Here is an 18,740-nt window from a genome sequence, read left to right as displayed (position 1 = left end):
ATCAGATGCTCACCGTAGCGATCTTCTATCAGCTCAGCACGCCGGAACGGCTCACCTCTCGGCGGCGCGCCGCAACCGGCGGTGCTCGGCGGTCACCACGCCGAGCAGCGCGAGATCGAGGGCGACGGCGAAGACCGCGCCGAACTGGTTCACCGTGAAGTTGAAGACCTGCCCGAACAGCAGGTCGACGAGCAGCGCCAGCTTGAACAGGCGGAACGCCTCGGCCCGGTTGCGCCGCAGCAGCCAGGCGGCCGACAGGCCGAGCACCGCGGTGATCAGCGCGGTGGCGCTGACGCCGAGCACCGCGCCCCACTCCCGTTCCTGGTCCAGTTCCCCGGTCACGCCGTCGAGGAACACCGCCACCACAGTGAGCACCGGCTCCACCACCAGGTAGACCACGACCGGCCAGACCAGCCAGCGGCGTCCGGCCGCCCAGACGGCGAGGCGCCGGGCCTGGTCCGCCGCCCGCTGCCAGAGCGGCACCGGCGGCGGTTCCCGGTGGGGCACCGCGTCGAGCAGGTGCCCCACCGCCGTCTCGGTGGCCGGTCCGGTGCCCTGCACGAGCCGCAGCACGGCGATCCGGCGGCGATCGGTCAGCCCGCCCGGAAGGCCGCTGAGCACCGTGTCCAGCGCGTTCGCGGTGCGCTCGGCGGGGGTCAGCCGGGACCGGCCGGTCCGCCCGCGTACCGCCTGGGTGAGCAGGACCAGCAGCGCGAACGCGACGTAGATGATGGCGGCGGCGGGGGCGTAGAAGTAGTCGGTGCCGGTGGTGACGAACTTGCCCACCTCGTCGATGAACAACCCGAACCCGATGCCACCGACCACCGCCCCGCCGCTGCGGGCGCCGCGACCGAGGAAGACGAGCGGGATGCCCAGGCCGACGGCGAGCAGCAGGCCGCCCCAGAGGACGTGCGCGATGTGCAGCCCGCCGCCGCCGAGCTGCGGATAGCCGGTGGCCTCCAGGTATGCCCGCACGGCCAGCACGGTGACCACGCCGGAGAGCACGAACGCCTGTAGGTAGGACGCCGCCTCGACCGCCCGGGTCGGCAGCCGGCGGACCAGCCAGCCGAGCCCCGGCCGGTGGCGCGGCGATTCGGGTGGCATATCCCGAAACCTAGTAGCCGCGCCACTCCTCGCGGGCGTAGTCCAGCACCCTCGGCCGCAACAGCGTGGAGGCCGGCACGTCGAGGCGGGCCCGGTCGGCGGGGAACGTGCCGGCGGCGGCCAGCACCTGCGGGGTGAGGAAACGCAGCGGCGGCGGATCGGCCGGCAGCGCCAGCTCCGGCGCGACGTCACCCGGCGCGGCGAGCACGAACCCCCAGTCGCCGAAGCTCGGCACGTCGACGTGGTACGGCACGGTGGCGAAGCCCGCCTCGCGGACCGACCGCTCGATCGACCAGTACGACCGGGGCGCGAAGTAGGGCGACCCGGACTGCACGACGAGCCGCCCGCCGGGGGCCAGGACCGGCCGGATCAGCGTGTAGAACTCGATCGTGTAGAGCTTCGCGGTGGCCGTCTCGTCCGGGTCCGGCAGATCGGCGATCACCACGTCGAAGCGGTCCGCGGCCGTACGCAGCCAGGCGAACGCGTCCAGGTTGAGCACCCGTACCCGGGGGTCGGTGAGCGACTCCCGGTTCAGCTCGCGCAGCTGCGGCTCGCGGCGGGCCAGCTCGACCACGGCCGGGTCGAGGTCGACGAGCGTCACCGAGCGCACGTCCGGGTACTTGAGGATCTCCCGCGCGGCCAGCCCGTCCCCGGCGCCGAGCACCAGCACGTCGCCGTGCGCCCCGCGCATCGCCGGGTGCACGAGCGCCTCGTGGTAGCGGTACTCGTCGATCGAGCTGAACTGGAGGTCGCCGTTGAGGAACAGCCGCAGGTCGGTGGCGGAGTGGCCGGGCTCGCGCACCGAACGGGTCAGCACGATCTCCTGGTATCGGCTGCGCTCGGCGTGCACCACCGGGTCGCGGTAGAGCTGCTGACGCGTGGTCACCTCGAAGTCGTGGGCCGTCACCCACGCGTACCCGAGGAGCAGGCCGACCACGACGGTGGCCGCGCCCAGCACGGCCCGCGCCCGGCGGCCGAGGTCGGCCCGGAACACGGTGAAGACGAGCACGACACCGGCGACCGCGTTCACCGCGCCCACCACGAGCGCGCCCTTGAGCTGGCCGAACACCGGGATCAGCAGGAACGGGAAGGCCAGCCCGCCGAGCAGCGCGCCCACGTAGTCGGCGGCGAACAGGTCCGCCACCGCGCTGCCCGCGGACTGCTCCCGGATGCGTTGCAGCATCACCATGAGCAGCGGGATCTCCGCGCCGATCAGCAGGCCGAGCACGAACGCGGTGCCGACGAGCGCCGGGCCGTACAGGTCGAGCCAGGCGAACGCGGCGTAGAGGCCGAGCACGGACAGGCCGCCGAGCAGCGCCAGCGTCAGCTCGATCACCGCGAACGAGACCACCGCCCGGGACTGCAACGGCTTCGCCACCAGCGCGCCGACGCCCATCGCGAAGACCATCACGCCGAGCACGATCGACGCCTGACCGACCGTGTCGCCGATCAGGTAGCTGCCGAGCGCGACCAGCGCCAGCTCGTACACCAGGCCGCAGGCCGCACAGACGAAGACCGCGAGCAGGACCGCCGCGCGGGCCAGGCGCCACCGCGGCCGTGCGGCCACGTCGACGGTCACCGTCTGCTCCGGGTACGTCCGGCGGCTCCCGCCCCGGCGCGCTGCGCGGGCACCCGTCCCCGGTGCCTGCGGCGCTGGCGCACGCCCACGGCGAGGAACAGCGCGGCGAGCAGGAACAGGCCGACCGAGCTGAGGACATAGATCCAGCGGTCCCGCCAGAAGTCGTTGCCGGCGTCCGGCAGCGGGGCGGCCTCGGCCGACGGCCCGGCGGTGGGCGTCGCGGCCGGCTCGGCGAGCCCGCGCTCGGCGGCGAGCAGCGGCAGGATCGTGGCGGCCCGGGTGACGGCCCAGCCCGGGTCGTCGACGAACGCCTCCTCGTCCAGCCCGAAGCGGCCCAGGCGGGTCTCGATCGCGGCGAGGTCGGCGAACTCGATGTCGTCCGAGCCCTTGATCCGGACCGTGGCGGAGTCCTCCGACTCGCTGCTGGACGAGGTGTACCTGATGTTCGCGGACACCGCGATCCAGCGCGTGCAGCCGGGCGCGTCGACGACGCTGGTGCCGTCGCCGAGGTTGGAGCCGACGCTCACCTCGTCGTACACGTCGAGCAGTTCCCAGCCGTAGCAGATGCCCTGGCTGTCGGCGGCGGCCCGGAGGATCGGCACGGTGCCGGACCGCTCGTCGGCCACCGGGGCGGGGACGGAGGTGTCCGAGTCGCCGCCGAACGCGCCGATGGCGCAGACGACGACCACGACGCCCACGACCACGGACCAGATCACCGTCTGGGTGCGCTTGTCCTTCCCTGCCGCATGCTGCGCGGGCTTGCCGCTCATCAGATGATCGCGGCCGCGATGATCGCACCGGTGGCAAGGTGCACGGTGGCGGAGACCCACACCGCCGGGTGCGGCTCCGGGTCGACGAGCAGCTCACCGAGCTTGCCCGGGGTGGCCACGTCGAGCAACACGAACGCCGCCGCCATGATCACCAGACCGAGGATGCCGTACGCGGCGGCGCCGACCAGCCCCAGCGTGAAGTCGTCGGCGCTGGCCACGATCGCGGCGACCACGATCGTGCCGACCCCGAGCAGGTTGGACGAGAGCAGCAGCGCCGCGTTGCGGTTGCGCTCGGTCCAGATCAGCTCGTGGAGCTTGCCCGGGGTGGCCACATCGACCAGGACGTAGCCGATCGCCATCAGGACGACGCCGACCGCGCCGTACGCGAGGGTGACCAGCAGATCGGTGACGAGATGCTGCACAGGAGACTCCAGAGTGAGGGGGTCGGAGGGGCTACTTGCCGGAACCGGGGCCGCCGCCCCGGACCGTGCTGCCTCGGCCCCAGCCCCAGCTGTTGCCGACGATGCTGTGGTACCGGGGGTAGGCGGTGGTCATCTTCTCCAGCAGGATCACCGAGCCGACGGCGAGCGGCAGGATCACCACCGAGTCGTCGTCGTAGCGCAGGTACACGCCGCTGCCGTCGACGTACTGGTCGGCCGGCTTCCAGGCGTCGGTGATCTGCTTGGAGACCTCGCTCGGCGCCTTGTTCGAGGTGTACGCGATCGCGTTCGAGCCGATGTCCCGCCCGGAGGCGCGGGAGAAGGTGTCCTCCACGTAGCCCCGGGGCGAGAAGTTGCCGTAGAAGATCGTGAAGGCGGCGATGAGCGCGCCGATGACAGCGACCGCCACGCCCACCACGAACCACCGTCGGTACGTCACAGCTCCTCCACCACGGTCTCGGTCAGGACCAGCTCGTTCGTCTGCGGGTAGGCGTGCCAGGTGCGCCAGGCGAGCGCGCCGTCCGGTGGGCCGGGCCGGACGGAGAGCGCGGTGACCGCGTCCTCGTCGCCGGGGAAGACCCCGATCAGCGCGTACGGGTCGTCTGCCAGTTCGGCGCGCAGCGCCGCGACCCGGGCGCGCAGGCCGTCGCCGTCCGGCCGGAGCACAGTCGCGAGGAACCGGTAGCCGGTCGTCTCGTCGTGCAGCGTGCCCGGCAGGTGCGGCGGGCGGCCGGGCAGGCAGGCGACCGTCTCGGTGAGCGTGCCGAGCACCACCTGGTGGGAGGCGCCGAGCAGGCGCAGCCGCAGCCGCGGCAGCCCGGGCAGGTCGATGTCGCGTACGGCCAGCGCCGGCAGCTCCGGGCCGCCCAGGGCCAGGCTCAGGTCGGCGGCGCTGGTGTCGACGTAGGGCGCGTGCAGGGAGACGAGCACGTCAGCGCACCGTCTCCGGGCCGCCCTGCGGGTAGATCATCACCTCGGCGCGGCGCAGCTCCTCGCCGAGGTTGACCTCCCAGCCGGCCTCCCCGTACGCCTCGAACGACAGCCGCGCGCCACCGGGCGCCTGGTAGTCGTGGTAGCGCATGGTGCCGTGCGGGTCGAGGCCGGTGCCCTCGGTCGCGGTGTACCGGGCCTGGCCCGACTCGTCCCAGTTGTAGCGGCGGCCGGCGATCTCCAGCGTCGGGGCGCCGGGCGTCACGGTGGCTCCCGGCTCGCTGGTCCACAGCACCATCTCCACGTCCGGGTCGGTCTCGACGGAGAGCCAGCGCTTCACCCCGCCCGCGTCGTCGAGCAGGTGCTCCGCCCAGCTCCATCCGCCCTCGACCAGGTGCACCGAGCCGCGCACGGTGTACGGCACCGTGCGGATCTCGACGATGTCGCCGGGCTTGAGCGCGCGCGGGTCACCCCGCAGCGCGTCGGCGTCCCGGTCCCGGAACGGGTCACCCGGCGCCGCCTTCGTCTTCGGGCTTGCCGCCTGCCGGGACTTCAGCACCGCGATCACGGCGACCACCACACCGGCCACCCCGACCAGACATCCCAGCGTGGCCAGCACCCACGCCAACGAACCGTTCACGACCGCCTCCCCCAACGTGCTCGGCGGGAACGGTAACAACCGCACGCACGCCTGACGAAGTCCTGTTCGCTGAGTGTGTGCTCAGCTACCTTCGGCACCGGCGAGCCGGTCGGCGGCGTATTCGCCCAGCGTGGCACGCCCCATGAGGCAGCCGGAGAACGTGGTGAACTCGCCGTCGTCGCCGCGCAGCCGGGCCCAGGCGTCCCGTCCGGCCGCCGGGTCGACCGCCTCCAGCAACGTCGCCGCGTACGCCCGGCCGGCCGGCGAACCCTTGCGGAGCAACCTGTCGATCCGCTTGCGGGCCGCCTCCGGGTGCTCCCGCAACCCCTGTTCCAACGTCCGGTACGCCTCGGTCGCGGGCAGGATCTGCCCCGCCAGCCCCACCCCGCCGAAGGCGAGGGTGTCCGCGCCGTCGAGTTCCCGCGCCGCCTCGTCGAGTTCCCGTTCCCTCATGCCTCACTATGTGCCCACCCCACCAACCCCGCACTCCCGGTAAGGAAGGGCCCCCTATTAACGCCTCCGGTAGAGGAGGGGGCCCCTGTTAACACCCACGACGCGCACGCACCGGCGGCAGGCGGGCCGCGCCGCCGGTGACCACCCGATCCCGGCCCTCCCCACTGATCAAGGAGTTTGGGTCCTCCGGGGGCTCCGGCGCGGACACAAACTCCTTGATCAAGTGGTGCAGCCCGTCTCGGTCAGGTCAGCCGGGTCGCGCCGCGCAACGGCCGCCAGGCGAATCCGGCGATCACCGCCATCGCCGCCGCGGCGACCCAGAACGGTGTGGTGATCTGCCAGGTCCCGGCCAGCAGCCCGCCGAGAAGCGTACCGAGCGCCGCTCCGCCCAGGTCGAGCAGCGCGAACACGCTGCCGACCCGCCCGCGCAGGTGGGCCGGCACGATTCGCTGCCGGACCGACGCGGCGGTGATGCCCCAGACCATGGCGTGGACGCTGAAGGTGATCAAGACGGCGGCGGCGATCCAAGGTGATGTCGTGACGGCCAGGGCCACGTGTGTGACGACCTCGACGACCAGGCCGGCACGCAGCACCGTGCCGGCACCCAACGCCCGGGTGAGCCTGGTGGCGACCGTCGTGCCGAACAGGCCACCGACTGCGAACGAGGTCAGCAGGAAGCCGTATCCGACATCAGACAGGCCCAGTCGCTGCCGGCAGTAGAGCACGAACACCGCGAATGCGGCACCGAACGCGACGTTGCCCAGGCCCATGCTCACGGCGAGCGTCCGCAACAGGCGGTGCCGCCACAGCCAGCGCACACCATGGCCTATCTCGCCGCGCAGCGGGCCGCGCGGACGGGGTTCCTCCGGTACGGGCGCCGGTCGGATGCCGGCGATCAGAGCCGCAGCAGCCGCGAAGGTCAGTGCGTCGAGCCCGAACGGCACAGCGGCGGAGACGACGAACAGCCACGCGCCCAGCGGCTTGGCGACGAACTGGTTGCCGATGGTGAACGTCGCGTACAGCCGGGCGTTGGCGGCGGGCAGTCTCTCGGGTGCGACCACCGCCGGAAGCAGGGCGCCCATCGCGGTGTCCACGAGGGTTTCACCGACGCCGAGCAGGAACAGCACCACGTAGATGACGGTCACGGTGACCGTGCCGGTGGCGACGGTGAGCGTCAGCCCGGCCAGCGCCGCGGCGCGGAGCAGATTGACGACGACCACCAGCTGCCGCCGGTCGAGCCGGTCAACGTAAGCACCGCTGACCAGGGCGAACAGTAGCCAGGGCAGTTGTTGGACGAAGACGGCGCCGGCGATCAGGGCCGGATCCTCACTGATGGAGGCCACCAGCAGAGGGCCGGCCGCCATGGTGACACCGTCACCGATGTTGGAGACCGCAGAAGCGGTCCAGAGTCTGGTGAAGTCCGCGCCCAGACGCGCGGATACAAGGGCACGCAAGAAGAGCTCCTCGAGCCAGGAAAGGGAAACGGTCATGAGGGACCGCTTCGCGGCGAGGAGCACCGCGCCGCCGGGATCCGGCGGCGAAGCGTCAGCGAGCGGTGTGCTCTCGCGGCGAAGCGGGGACCGCCGGCAGGCCGAGGCGCATCTGCGGCTCCTAACTGTCGATTGACGTTCCGGGCAGGATATTCCGGCTGACGCCCGCAGCGCTGTCCGTCTCACCGGACGGCGAAGGCCCGGCCTTGAGGGGCCGGGCCTTCGCGGGGTGGGACGGGTCAGGCGGCGGTGACCGCCAGGGACTCCTTGGAGTCGGACAGGTCGACGCGGACCGTGTCGCCGTCGCGGATCTCGCCGGCCAGCAGCGCCTTGGCGAGCTGGTCGCCGATCGCCGACTGAACCAGCCGGCGCAGCGGGCGGGCGCCGTAGATCGGGTCGTACCCGTGCTCGGCCAGCCAGTTGCGCGCGGAGTCGCTGATGTCCAGTGCCAACCGGCGGTCCGCGAGACGGGCTCGCATCCGGTCGAGCTGGATGTCGACGATCGACCGCAGGTCCTCGCCCTGAAGCGCGGCGAACACCACGATGTCGTCGAGCCGGTTGAGGAACTCCGGCTTGAAGTGCGACCGGACCACTGCGAGCACGCCCTCCCGGCGCTCGTTCTCGGTGAGCGTCAGGTCGCTGATCACCGACGAACCCAGGTTCGAGGTGAGGATCAGGATCGCGTTGCGGAAGTCCACGGTACGGCCCTGACCGTCGGTGAGGCGGCCGTCGTCGAGCACCTGGAGCAGCACGTCGAAGACGTCCGGGTGGGCCTTCTCCACCTCGTCCAGCAGGATCACCGAGTACGGCCGTCGGCGTACCGCCTCGGTGAGCTGGCCGCCCTCCTCGTAGCCGACGTACCCGGGCGGGGCGCCGACCAGGCGGGCCACCGAGTGCTTCTCGCCGTACTCGCTCATGTCGATGCGGACCATGGCCCGCTCGTCGTCGAAGAGGAACTCGGCGAGCGCCTTGGCCAGCTCGGTCTTGCCGACGCCGGTCGGGCCGAGGAACAGGAAGCTGCCGGTCGGACGATCCGGGTCGGCGACGCCGGCCCGGGCGCGGCGGACCGCGTCGGACACCGCGCCGACCGCCTCGGCCTGACCGACGACGCGGGCGCGCAGCGACTCCTCCATCCGGAGCAGCTTGGCCGTCTCGCCTTCGAGCAGCCGTCCGGCGGGGATGCCGGTCCAGGAGGCGACCACGGCGGCGATGTCGTCCGCGCCGACCTCCTCCTTGAGCATCGCGCCGTCGGCCTGGAGCCGGGCCAGCTCCTCCTCGGCCTGCCTCAGCTCGGTCCGCAGCGCGGGGATCCGGCCGTACCGCAGCTCGGCGGCACGTTCCAGCTCGCCGTCGCGCTCGGCCCGCTCGGCCTCGCCGCCGAGGCGCTCCAGCTCCTCCTTGGCGGTGGAGAGCTTGGTGATGTGGCTCTTCTCGGTCTGCCAGCGCTCGGAGAGCGCGGTGAGCTGCTCACGCTTGTCGGCCAGCTCCTTACGCAGCCGCTCCAGACGCTCGGCGGACGCGGCGTCCGGCTCCTTTGCGAGCGCCATCTCCTCGATCTCCAGCCGGCGTACCGCCCGCTCGATCTCGTCCACCTCGACCGGCCGCGAGTCGATCTCCATGCGCAGCCGGGACGCCGATTCGTCCACCAGGTCGATGGCCTTGTCCGGCAGGAACCGGTCGGTGATGTACCGGTCGGAGAGCGCGGCGGCGGCGACCAGCGCGGCGTCGGTGATCCGTACGCCGTGGTGCACCTCGTAGCGCTCCTTGAGCCCGCGCAGGATACCGATGGTGTCCTCGATCGTCGGCTCGCCGACCAGCACCGGCTGGAAGCGGCGCTCCAGGGCCGGGTCCTTCTCGATGTGCTCGCGGTACTCGTCGAGCGTGGTCGCGCCGACCATCCGCAGCTCGCCGCGCGCCAGCATCGGCTTGAGCATGTTGCCGGCGTCCATCGAGCCCTCGCCCTTGCCCGCGCCGACGACCGTGTGCAGCTCGTCCAGGAACGTGATGACCTGGCCGTCGGAGTTCTTGATCTCCTCCAGCACGGACTTCAGGCGCTCCTCGAACTGGCCGCGGTACGACGCACCAGCGACCATCGCGCCGAGGTCGAGCGAGACCAGCTTCTTGTCCCGCAGCGACTCCGGCACGTCGCCGGCCACGATCCGCTGAGCCAGGCCCTCCACGATCGCGGTCTTGCCGACGCCCGGCTCGCCGATCAGCACCGGGTTGTTCTTCGTACGCCGGGACAGCACCTGGATCACCCGGCGGATCTCCGAGTCCCGGCCGATCACCGGGTCGATCTTGCCGTCGCGGGCGCTGGCGGTGAGGTCCACGCCGTACTTGGCCAGGGCCTGGTAGGTCTGCTCGGGGTCGGCGGTGGTGACCCGGCGGTCCCCGCCCCGGACGGTCGGGAACGCGGCGACCAGGTTCTCCTCGGTGGCGCCGGAGTTCTTCAGCGCGACCGAGACCGCGCCGCCGACCCGGGCCAGCCCGGCCAGCAGGTGCTCGGTGGAGGTGTACTCGTCGCCCAGTGGCCGCGCGATCTGCTCGGCGGCGCCGATGGCGTTGACGAACTCGCGGGCCAGCGTCGGCTCGGCGATGCTCGACCCACGGGCGGCGGGCAGGGCGTCGACCGAGCGCTGGGCGACGCGGCGCAGCTCTGCGGGGTCGGCCCCGACGGCGCGCAGCAGGCCCGCGGCGGTCGAGCCCTCGGTGTCCAGCAGTGACAGCAGCAGGTGCCAGGACTCCACGGTGGCGTGACCGCGCTGGTTCGCCAGCGCTACGGCACCGGTGATGGCTTCGCGGCTCTTGGTGGTGAGACGTTCCGTGTTCATGGCTCCCCCGGATCGGCGTGTCCACTGGACATGACACAACCAGGGTTGAGTCTATTCCGCTCAACTCCACCCCTGTGACCTGAGTCACTACTCGCTGGCGCGCGGGTAGATCTTGGTGGCAAACGGCCCCTCCGGGGGCCCTTTCGTACCAAGATCTCAGCGACGTGGGAGACGCGCGAGGCAAGGAGTCTCGTGGTCGGCGCGCAGCACGCAACGCCGGCCGCCGTCCAGCTTGCGGTCGCAGAACACCCAATGGCGTACGGCCTGGTCGTCCTCGGCCGAGACGGTGATCCCGCCCAGCTCCACCACCGCGAGGAACGCCAGCGACCGCCCGGCCGTGCGACCGAGCATCTTCGCCCGGGCCAGATCGGCCGCGCGTACCGGCAGATGGATCACGAACCGCTCCGTCACGACCGACCGGCCAGGTCGCGCATCGACGGCGCCTGACGCGACTGCCACTCGCGCAACGCGTGCTTGATCCGGGCCGTCTCGTCCCGACTTCGAGCGATTTCGGCGTACGCGGTGGCGAGGTCCCCCGCAACGCGATCGAGGAACGCGGCGACCTCGGCGGGGTCCAGCCCTCGGCGGCGCGTCGCGAAGCGGTGGCCCCGCACCTGCCAGGGCCGGAGCGGAAGGTACGAGGTGGCGCGGTAGGCGCCGACCGGCGCGGAGTTGGGCGGTTCCGCGTTCCGCCGCTTCGGACGTATTAGCAGGAGATTGCGCACGACACTGCTCCTTCTGCCGAGGAGACGCTGAGCGGTCTGACTCGTGGGAAGATCTTGGGGCCTACCAGGAGTTGCCGCCATGCCCCGAGTTTCGGACCGTCAGAGAATCGCGCAGGACATCAGAGACAAGATCGCGTCGGGCGAGTACGGCCCTGGCGACAAACTCCCCTCCCTGCGTGAGCTGATCGCGCACTACCAGGTGTCCGCGGAGCCGGTCCGCTCGGCACTCTTGATCCTTCAGGCCGAAGGTCTGGTCGAGGGACATCAGGGCAAGGGCACCTATGTCACCACTCGCGACGACGCCCCCTGATCCCGCACCACCGCGCGACCGATCCGCCCCGAACGCGGCAGGTGCGTGCCCGGAGTAGCCTCACCGGCGTGCGAGTACGAGTCGAGCAGACCGCCCTGCCCGGGATCGGCGTCCGTCATGAGCTGATGACGGAGTCGGGCCGCCGGCTCGGTGTGGTCTCCCACCGCAATGGCCGCCGCGACCTGGTTCTCTACGATCCGGACGATCCGGACTCCTGCCAGGCCGACATTCCCCTGACCGACGACGAGGCGGAGGCGCTCGCCGACATCCTCGGCGCGTCGCTGATGCTCAGGCAGCTCTCGGGGCTGCGAGAGCAGGCCGCCGGGCTGCTGACCGAGCAGATTGCCATCCCGGCCGGGTCGAAGTACGTCAACAATCGGCTGGGCGACACCAAGGCACGGACCCGGACCGGCGCGTCGATCGTGGCCGTGCTGCGTCAGGGCACCGTGAACGTCTCGCCCGATCCCACGTTCCGGTTCGAAGCCGGCGACGTGGTGGTCGTGGTCGGCACCCGCCAGGGACTCGACGGGGTGAGCGCCATCCTGGCCGAGACCGATCCGGACGGCTGAGGCGCATGCACGAAACCACGACTCTGCTCGTCGAGGTCGGGGCGCTGCTGCTCCTGCTGGGGCTGCTCGGCCGATTCAGCCGCCGGTTCGGTATCTCGCCCATCCCGCTCTACCTGCTCGCCGGCCTCGCCTTCGGGCACGGCGGCCTGCTGCCGCTCAACGCCAGCGAGGAGTTCTTCGCCGTCGGCGCCGAGATCGGCGTGATCCTGCTGCTGGTCATGCTCGGCCTCGAATACAGCGCGAACGAGTTGGTGGGCAACCTCCGCTCGGCCGCGCCGGCCGGCCTGATCGATGCCGTGTTCAACGCGCTGCCCGGCTTCGCCTTCGCGCTGCTGCTCGGGTGGGGCTGGGTGGCGGCCGTGGTGCTCGCGGGCGTCACCTGGGTGTCGTCGTCCGGTGTGATCGCCAAGGTGCTCAACGATCTGGGCCGGGTCGGTAACCGGGAGACGCCGGTGATCCTCTCCGTCCTCGTGATCGAGGATCTGGCAATGGCCCTCTACCTGCCGGTGGTCACCGCACTGCTCGCCGGCGCCGGCCTGCTCAAGGGTGGGATCTCGCTCGCCGCCGCGATGCTCACCGTGGTGGTCGTGCTGGCGGTGGCCATCCGGTACGGCCATCTGATCTCCACGGCGCTCTCCGCCAAGGATCCGGAGGCGCTCCTGCTCGGGGTGCTCGGCCTGACCCTGCTGGTCGCCGGTATCGCGGCCAAGCTCCAGGTCTCCGCCGCGGTCGGCGCGTTCCTGGTCGGCATCGCACTGTCCGGCCCGGTGGCGCACCACGCCACCGAACTGCTCTCCCCGTTGCGCGATCTGTTCGCCGCGGTCTTCTTCGTGTTCTTCGGGCTGGTCACCAACCCGCTGGACATGCCGCCGGTGCTGCTGCCCGCGCTGCTGCTCGCCGTGGTGACCATGGCGACGAAGGTGGCCACCGGCTACCTGGCCGCCCGCCGGGCCGGGATCGCCGAGCCCGGACGCTGGCGGGCCGGCCTGGCGCTGACCCCGCGCGGCGAGTTCTCCATCGTCATCGCCGGGCTGGCCGTCGCGGCCGTCTACCCGGTGGAGCCGAAGCTCGCCGCACTCGCCACCGCCTACGTGTTGATCACGGTGGTGACCGGGCCGATGCTCGCCCGCCTGCCCGACACCCCGTGGTTCAAGCAGTGGCTGCGCACCCGCGCCGCCGCCGCTCGTGCGGCCTCGCCGTTGCCCACGCCGGTCGGCGACTGACCGGGTGCCGGGCCGGATCCGCCGCAGGGCAGGTCCGGCCCGGCGTTGTCAAATTGATCCCGGGAAGGTCTACCACTGCTCCGTCCAAGCGCGTTAACGTTTCGGCCCAGCAGCCAGGGTCCGCGGGTGGCCTGCGCCCCCGCCAGCGCAAGCGGAAGGTCGGCCGGTGAGCGTGCAGGAAGAGACGTTCCGCGGCTTCGCAAACCCGGTCGACCCCTCGCCCGCCGAGCTTCGGGCGTGGGCCTATCAGCCGGACTCGGTGCCGCTGACCTCGATGCCGCCGGACTGGGATCTGCTGGTCGCCGGTGACCACCTGGTGCAGACGCTGTTCGATCTGGCCATGGATCAGGGCTGCCCGGCCCGGCGGTTCACGCTGCACTGCCTCTACATCTACGCCGCCGACGGCATTCGGACGAACTTCCGCGCCCACCCCAAGCGCCGGTTCCGCAAGCTGGTCGAGCAGGCCGAGAAGTCCGGCGACGACCTGATGCGCAACTGGGCGCACAACAGCCGGGTGCTGCTCGCCCGGCCGGATCTGTTCGTCTACCGGGACTGGTGCGAGGGCGGCCTGGTCCGCGAGAACCGCCGCCTCTGACGCCTCGAACGCCTCGCCACCCCGAATGACGAACGGGCCGGGATCCCCTCCCCCCCCGGGGTCAGCGTCGCCCAGCCACCTCGACCTGCCCACGTCGACCTCGCTGGCCACGTCGACCCGACCGGCCTGGTCGATCATGAACTTGGCGGTGTTTGGTGTCCGGTTTGTCGCCGCCAACTTCATGATCGACCGCGGGGCGGTGCGTGGTGCCCGCCCGGGGCAACCCAGCATCCGGGCCCGCCCTCCGGAACACGAACGGGCCGGGATCCCCCGTGGATCCCGGCCCGCACGTCGGCGGATCGTCTAGGTCGACCCGCCCTGCTTCTTGCGCCGCTCGTCGTCCCGTGCCCGGTCCACGCCGTGGTCCGTCTGGTCGACGAAGCGCCCTTCCTTGACCCTGTCGCTGAAGCGTCCCTCGGTGACCCGGTCGAACCGCTCGCGCACGTTCTCGGCCACTTTCTCCAGCCGTTCCTCCGCGCGCTCGGCCACCTTCTTCGCCGGTTCCGTCATGACTCCCCCCGCCAGCCCGGAATCCGCTTTGGGGGCTTTTGCCCCTACGGAAAGCCTAGTTGACCCCGCTCTGCCGGACGCCGCTTTCCCCTGACCCGGCCCACGAACCCCCGGGGAACCGACGAAGGCCGGCGCAGCCCCGGGGGAGCGGGGCGCGCCGGCCTTCAGGTACGAGGTCAGCGGTCGGGCGTACGGCGTGGACGCCAGACGACGAGCGCGGTGGACGTGCGGTTGGTGGGCACGAGGTCGCCGCGGGGGAAGCCGCCGAGCGACTCCAGCTCGGCGATCCGCCGGTACGCGGCGTCCAGCTCCGCCTCCAGCCGGGCGACCCGCTGCTGCGCCTCTTCGAGCAGCCGCTCCAACCCGATGATCCGCTTCACCCCGGCCAGGTTGATCCCGTCGTCCTGGCTGAGCCGCTGCACCTCGCGGAGCAGCACCACGTCCCGGACGCTGTAGCGGCGACCTCCGCCGGACGCCCGGCCGGCCTGCACCAGGCCCAGCCGGTCGTACTGGCGCAGCGTCTGGGGGTGCATCCCCGCCATCCGCGCGGCCACCGAGATCATCAAAACCTTGGCCTCGTAAGCCGGGTCACCCGAGCCGACGTACTCCTCCGACATGCCCGCTCACCTCCGCTGCCGCCGTCAACTGAATCGACGTACCCGCGCGTCGAGATGTTCCCGCGCGGCGGGCGGAGTCTGCGCCGCGAAGGTCTCCAGCGCCGCCCGCGCCTCGTCCGAGACCTTCGCCGGGACCACCACGTCGAGTGTGACCAGCAGGTCACCGGCGCGGCCGTCCTTGCGTACGACGCCCTTGCCACGGGCGCGCAGCACCCGCCCGCTGGGCGTACCCGGTGGCACCCGCAGGGTCACCGTCCCGTCCAGGGTCGGTACACGCAGGTCCGTGCCGAGAACCGCCTCGGCGTACGTGACCGGGACGGTCAGGGTCAGGTCGTCCCCGGTACGCCCGAACAGCTCGTCCGGGCGGACCTTCACCTGTACGAACAGGTCGCCCGCCGGGCCGCCCCGCTCGCCGGGCTCACCCCGGCCGGCCAGGCGGATCCGCTGCCCGTCGGCCACCCCGGCGGGGAAGCGGACGTGCAGGGTGCGGGTCTTGGTGACCCCGCCGGTGCCGTGGCACTCCGGGCACTTCTCCTCGACGATCGTGCCGACGCCCTGACAGTTGCGGCACGGCTCGGAGAAGCTGAACGACCCCTGGTTGCGGGTGGTCACCCCGGCGCCGTGGCAGACCGGGCAGGCCACCGGCTGGGTGCCGGGCTTCGCGCCGTTGCCGTGACAGGTGTCGCAGACCCCGGGCGCGCGCAGCGTCAGCGGCAGCGTGACGCCGTGAACCGCGTCGGTGAAGTCGAGCGCCACCTCGGTCTCGACGTCCCGGCCGCGGGCCGGGCCGCGCGGACGCGCCGGACCACCGCCGCCACCTCCGCCGCCGGAGAAGATCGAGCTGAACAGGTCGGTGAAGCCGCCGCCGCCGAACCGGCTGTCGCCACCGCCGGCGCCGCCGCCGAACAGGTCGGAGACGTCGAACGGCATGCCGCCCGGCTGGCCCGCGCCGCGGGCGTTGCGCCGGAAGGCGCCGGAGCCGAACAGCGAGCGCATCTCGTCGTACTCGCGGCGCTTCTTCTCGTCACCGAGCACCGCGTACGCCTCGGAGACGGTCTTGAACCGCTCCTCGGCGCCGGTGTCGCCGGGGTTGTGGTCCGGGTGCGACTCCCGGGCCAACTTGCGGTACGCCTTCTTGATCTCGTCCGAGGAGGCGGACTTGTCCACGCCCAACGCGGCGTAGTAGTCCTTCTCGATCCAGTCCTTGGAACTCACCGGTCCACCCCCTTCCACGGGTCGAACCCCGGTCGTCCCGCCCGCCCGGTGCGGGCGGGCGGGACGTCACGGGTCGGCACTACTCCGGGTCCGCGACCGCGACCATGGCGGGCCGCAGCAGCCGCTCGCCGAGCTGGTAACCGCGGCGCATGACCTGCACGCAGGTCGGCTCCGTCACGTCGGCGGAGGTCTGGTGCGCCACCGCCTCGTGCCGGGTCGGGTCGAACGGGTCGCCCGTCTCACCGAACGCGGTCAGGCCGAACTTGGCGAGCGCGCCGGTGAGCTGCTCGGCCACGCTGCCGAACGGGCCCACCAGGTCGCCGTGCTCGCGGGCCCGGTCCAGGTCGTCGAGGATCGGCAGCAGCGCGGTGAGCACCGCCCCGGTGGCCTGCTCCTGCACCAGGTTGCGGTCCCGGTCGACCCGCTTGCGGTAGTTGGCGTACTCCGCGGTCACCCGCTGGAGGTCGCGGGTGCGCTCCTCCAGGTCGGTACGGAGCGACTCCAGCTCGGCGCCGAGCGGCGTGTCCGTGCCGGTCCCGCCGTCCGGCTCGGCGGGCGAGTCGACCACGGCCGGACCGCTGACCTCGGCCTCGCCGCCGATCTCGTCGACCACGACCTCGGCCTCCTCGACCAGCCCTTCGGCGGGCGCGTCGGCGGCCGCGTCGGCCGCCGAGGCGTCGTTCGCCGGCTGCTCGGTCACCTTGCCGAGCTTGCGCTTGTCGCGGATGACGACCCGGGGTTCGTCGCCGGTGTCCTTGCCGGCGCCCGGCGCCGACCCGGTGGCACCCGGGTCGGCCGCTCGTGGCTTGTCCGTCATGCGGTTACCTCATCCCTCTGCCGTGCGAATCGTGTCCGGGACCGGATGTCACTTCTTGTCCTCGTCCACGATCTCCGCGTCGACCACGTCGTCGTCGCCACCGGCCTTCGGGCCACCGGCCGCACCCGCACCGGCACCGGCGCCCGGCCCGGCCGCGCCCGGGGCGGTCTGCTCGCCCTCCTGCTGCTGGGCGTAGAGCAGCGAGCCCGCCTGCTGGGAGACCTGCGCCAGCTTCTCGTGCGCGGACTTGATCTTCTCGATGTCCTGCCCGCCGAGGGCGCTGCGCAGCTCGCCGAGCGCCTCGTTGAGCTGGTCGCGGTTCTCGCCGGGCAGCTTGTCGCCGCTCTCGGCGAGGAACTTCTCGGTCTGCCACTGGAGCGCCTCGGCCACGTTGCGGGTCTCGGCCTCCTCACGGCGACGCTTGTCCTCGTCGGCGTGCTCCTCGGCGTCCCGGCGCATCCGCTCGATGTCGTCCTTCGGCAGCGAGGAGCCGCCGGTGATCGTCATCTTCTGCTCCTTGCCGGTGCCCAGGTCCTTGGCGTGCACGTTCACGATGCCGTTGGCGTCGATGTCGAACGTGACCTCGATCTGCGGCACGCCGCGCGGGGCCGGCGGGAGACCGGTCAGCTCGAAGGTGCCGAGCTTCTTGTTGTAGGCGGCGATGTCCCGCTCGCCCTGGAACACCTGGATCAGCACCGACGGCTGGTTGTCGTCGGCGGTGGTGAACACCTCGGAGCGCTTGGTCGGGATGGTGGTGTTGCGCTCGATGAGCTTGGTGAAGATGCCGCCCTTGGTCTCGATGCCCAGGCTCAGCGGGGTCACGTCGAGCAGCAGGACGTCCTTGACCTCGCCCTTGAGCACACCGGCCTGGAGCGCGGCGCCGACGGCGACGACCTCGTCCGGGTTGACGCCCTTGTTCGGGTCGCGGCCGGTGAGCTGCTTGACCAGGTCGGTCACGGCCGGCATCCGGGTCGAGCCGCCGACCAGGATGACGTGGTCGACGTCGGAGATCTTGATGCCGGCGTCCTTGACGGCCTGCTCGAACGGGCCCTTGCAGCGGTCCAGCAGGTCCTGCGTCATGCGCTGGAACTCGGCGCGGCTGAGCGTCACGTCCAGGTGCAGCGGCCCGGCCGAGCCGGCGGTGATGTACGGCAGGTTGATGTTGCTGGTGGTGGCGGCGGACAGCTCGATCTTGGCCTTCTCGGCCGCCTCCTTGAGCCGCTGCATGGCCATCTTGTCCTGCGAGAGGTCGATGCCGTGCTCGCCACGGAACGTCTTCACCAGGTGGTCGATGATGCGCTGGTCCCAGTCGTCACCACCGAGCTGGTTGTCACCGCTGGTGGACTTGACCTCCACGACGCCCTCGGCCAGCTCCAGCAGCGACACGTCGAAGGTGCCGCCACCGAGGTCGAAGACCAGGACGGTCTGCTCCTTGGAGCCCTTGTCCAGGCCGTACGCCAGGGCCGCCGCGGTCGGCTCGTTCACGATCCGCAGCACGTTGAAGCCGGCGATCTCACCGGCCTCCTTGGTGGCCTGGCGCTGCCCGTCGTTGAAGTAGGCCGGGACGGTGATCACCGCGTCGGTGATCTGCTCGCCCAGGTACGCCTCGGCGTCCCGCTTGAGCTTCATCAGCGTGCGCGCCGAGATCTCCTGCGGGGTGTACTTCTTGCCGTCGATGTCAACGGTCCAGTTGGTGCCGATCTCACGCTTGACCGACCGGATGGTCCGGTCGGGGTTGGTCACCGCCTGGCGCTTGGCGACCTCACCGACGAGCACCTCGCCGTTGCGGGCGAACGCGACGATCGAGGGAGTCGTACGCGAGCCCTCGGCGTTGGCGATGACGGTGGGCTCACCGCCCTCGAGAACGCTGACGCAGGAGTTCGTCGTGCCGAGGTCGATGCCGACCGCACGTGCCATGTTCG

The 18,740-nt window shown here is 71.6% G+C and carries 21 protein-coding genes; 4 read left to right on the top strand and 17 right to left on the bottom strand.

Features of this window, described 5'->3' with window-relative positions:
* Positions 1–51 precede the first annotated feature (51 nt).
* From KSK32_RS13125 to KSK32_RS13070, 12 genes are all read right to left on the bottom strand, one after another.
* Positions 52–1,050 (bottom strand): hypothetical protein, encoded by a 999-nt coding sequence (locus KSK32_RS13125; RefSeq protein ID WP_216936055.1) that lies wholly within the window; start codon positions 1,048–1,050, stop codon positions 52–54.
* Between the two features lie 64 nt (positions 1,051–1,114).
* Positions 1,115–2,683, bottom strand: a complete 1,569-nt coding sequence (locus tag KSK32_RS13120) for a polyamine aminopropyltransferase (protein WP_289256564.1) — start codon at positions 2,681–2,683, stop codon at positions 1,115–1,117.
* A complete protein-coding gene (locus tag KSK32_RS13115; protein WP_216931484.1) occupies positions 2,680–3,453 on the bottom strand; it encodes a hypothetical protein in 774 nt (257 codons plus the stop codon). The genes KSK32_RS13120 and KSK32_RS13115 overlap by 4 nt, the downstream gene beginning before the upstream one ends.
* Positions 3,453–3,875: a DUF350 domain-containing protein gene (locus KSK32_RS13110; protein ID WP_216931483.1), complete on the bottom strand. Its 423-nt coding sequence runs from the start codon at positions 3,873–3,875 to the stop codon at positions 3,453–3,455. The genes KSK32_RS13115 and KSK32_RS13110 overlap by 1 nt, the downstream gene beginning before the upstream one ends.
* A gap of 31 nt (positions 3,876–3,906) precedes the next feature.
* Positions 3,907–4,332, bottom strand: coding sequence for a DUF4247 domain-containing protein (locus KSK32_RS13105; protein ID WP_216931482.1), 426 nt, complete (start codon positions 4,330–4,332; stop codon positions 3,907–3,909).
* On the bottom strand, positions 4,329–4,823 hold the full coding sequence (locus tag KSK32_RS13100) for a DUF2617 family protein (protein WP_216931481.1): 495 nt from the start codon (positions 4,821–4,823) through the stop codon (positions 4,329–4,331). The genes KSK32_RS13105 and KSK32_RS13100 overlap by 4 nt, the downstream gene beginning before the upstream one ends.
* A 1-nt stretch (position 4,824) precedes the next feature.
* Entirely contained in the window at positions 4,825–5,463 is a 639-nt protein-coding gene (locus tag KSK32_RS13095) for a DUF4178 domain-containing protein (protein WP_216931480.1), read from the bottom strand.
* Between the two features lie 81 nt (positions 5,464–5,544).
* Positions 5,545–5,916 (bottom strand): hypothetical protein, encoded by a 372-nt coding sequence (locus KSK32_RS13090; RefSeq protein ID WP_216931479.1) that lies wholly within the window; start codon positions 5,914–5,916, stop codon positions 5,545–5,547.
* Positions 5,917–6,158: 242 nt separating this feature from the next.
* Positions 6,159–7,370 carry an MFS transporter gene (locus tag KSK32_RS13085; RefSeq protein WP_216931478.1) on the bottom strand — a complete coding sequence of 404 codons (1,212 nt, stop codon included), beginning with the start codon at positions 7,368–7,370 and terminating at the stop codon, positions 6,159–6,161.
* A 275-nt stretch (positions 7,371–7,645) separates the two neighbouring features.
* A complete protein-coding gene (gene clpB / locus KSK32_RS13080) occupies positions 7,646–10,237 on the bottom strand; it encodes an ATP-dependent chaperone ClpB (RefSeq protein ID WP_216931477.1) in 2,592 nt (863 codons plus the stop codon).
* A gap of 156 nt (positions 10,238–10,393) precedes the next feature.
* Complete coding sequence (locus tag KSK32_RS13075) at positions 10,394–10,648, bottom strand: hypothetical protein (RefSeq protein WP_216931476.1); 255 nt, start codon at positions 10,646–10,648, stop codon at positions 10,394–10,396.
* Positions 10,645–10,962: a DivIVA domain-containing protein gene (locus tag KSK32_RS13070; RefSeq protein ID WP_374226710.1), complete on the bottom strand. Its 318-nt coding sequence runs from the start codon at positions 10,960–10,962 to the stop codon at positions 10,645–10,647. Before KSK32_RS13070 ends, KSK32_RS13075 begins: the two co-directional genes overlap by 4 nt.
* Before the next feature lie 79 nt (positions 10,963–11,041).
* Between KSK32_RS13070 and KSK32_RS13065 the strand changes: the two genes are divergently transcribed.
* From KSK32_RS13065 to KSK32_RS13050, 4 genes are all read left to right on the top strand, one after another.
* Positions 11,042–11,272, top strand: a complete 231-nt coding sequence (locus KSK32_RS13065) for a winged helix-turn-helix domain-containing protein (RefSeq protein ID WP_216931475.1) — start codon at positions 11,042–11,044, stop codon at positions 11,270–11,272.
* A 68-nt stretch (positions 11,273–11,340) separates the two neighbouring features.
* The gene (locus KSK32_RS13060) at positions 11,341–11,841 is read left to right on the top strand and encodes a cation:proton antiporter regulatory subunit (RefSeq protein WP_216931474.1); all 501 of its coding nucleotides are present in this window, start codon (positions 11,341–11,343) and stop codon (positions 11,839–11,841) included.
* A 5-nt stretch (positions 11,842–11,846) separates the two neighbouring features.
* Positions 11,847–13,064, top strand: coding sequence for a cation:proton antiporter (locus KSK32_RS13055; RefSeq protein WP_216931473.1), 1,218 nt, complete (start codon positions 11,847–11,849; stop codon positions 13,062–13,064).
* A gap of 166 nt (positions 13,065–13,230) precedes the next feature.
* Positions 13,231–13,659: a hypothetical protein gene (locus KSK32_RS13050; RefSeq protein WP_013473407.1), complete on the top strand. Its 429-nt coding sequence runs from the start codon at positions 13,231–13,233 to the stop codon at positions 13,657–13,659.
* 303 nt (positions 13,660–13,962) lie between these two features.
* Here the strand turns inward: KSK32_RS13050 and KSK32_RS13045 are convergent, their stop codons facing one another.
* The 5 genes from KSK32_RS13045 to dnaK form a co-directional block, all read right to left on the bottom strand.
* A complete protein-coding gene (locus tag KSK32_RS13045) occupies positions 13,963–14,169 on the bottom strand; it encodes a hypothetical protein (protein ID WP_216931472.1) in 207 nt (68 codons plus the stop codon).
* Between the two features lie 176 nt (positions 14,170–14,345).
* Positions 14,346–14,786 (bottom strand): heat shock protein transcriptional repressor HspR, encoded by a 441-nt coding sequence (locus KSK32_RS13040; protein ID WP_216931471.1) that lies wholly within the window; start codon positions 14,784–14,786, stop codon positions 14,346–14,348.
* A 24-nt stretch (positions 14,787–14,810) separates the two neighbouring features.
* Positions 14,811–16,001: a molecular chaperone DnaJ gene (gene dnaJ / locus KSK32_RS13035; protein WP_216931470.1), complete on the bottom strand. Its 1,191-nt coding sequence runs from the start codon at positions 15,999–16,001 to the stop codon at positions 14,811–14,813.
* Between the two features lie 79 nt (positions 16,002–16,080).
* A complete protein-coding gene (gene grpE / locus KSK32_RS13030; RefSeq protein WP_216931469.1) occupies positions 16,081–16,818 on the bottom strand; it encodes a nucleotide exchange factor GrpE in 738 nt (245 codons plus the stop codon).
* Between the two features lie 48 nt (positions 16,819–16,866).
* Positions 16,867–18,735, bottom strand: a complete 1,869-nt coding sequence (gene dnaK, locus KSK32_RS13025; RefSeq protein WP_216931468.1) for a molecular chaperone DnaK — start codon at positions 18,733–18,735, stop codon at positions 16,867–16,869.
* Between the last annotated feature and the right edge of the window lie 5 nt (positions 18,736–18,740).

It is taken from the genome of Micromonospora sp. WMMB482 (assembly GCF_019038635.1).
In the GTDB taxonomy this organism is placed as follows: Bacteria; Actinomycetota; Actinomycetes; order Mycobacteriales; family Micromonosporaceae; genus Micromonospora; species Micromonospora marina.
The sequence above is the reverse complement of the archived record's forward strand: the minus strand, read 5'-3'. Positions and strand labels throughout refer to the sequence as shown.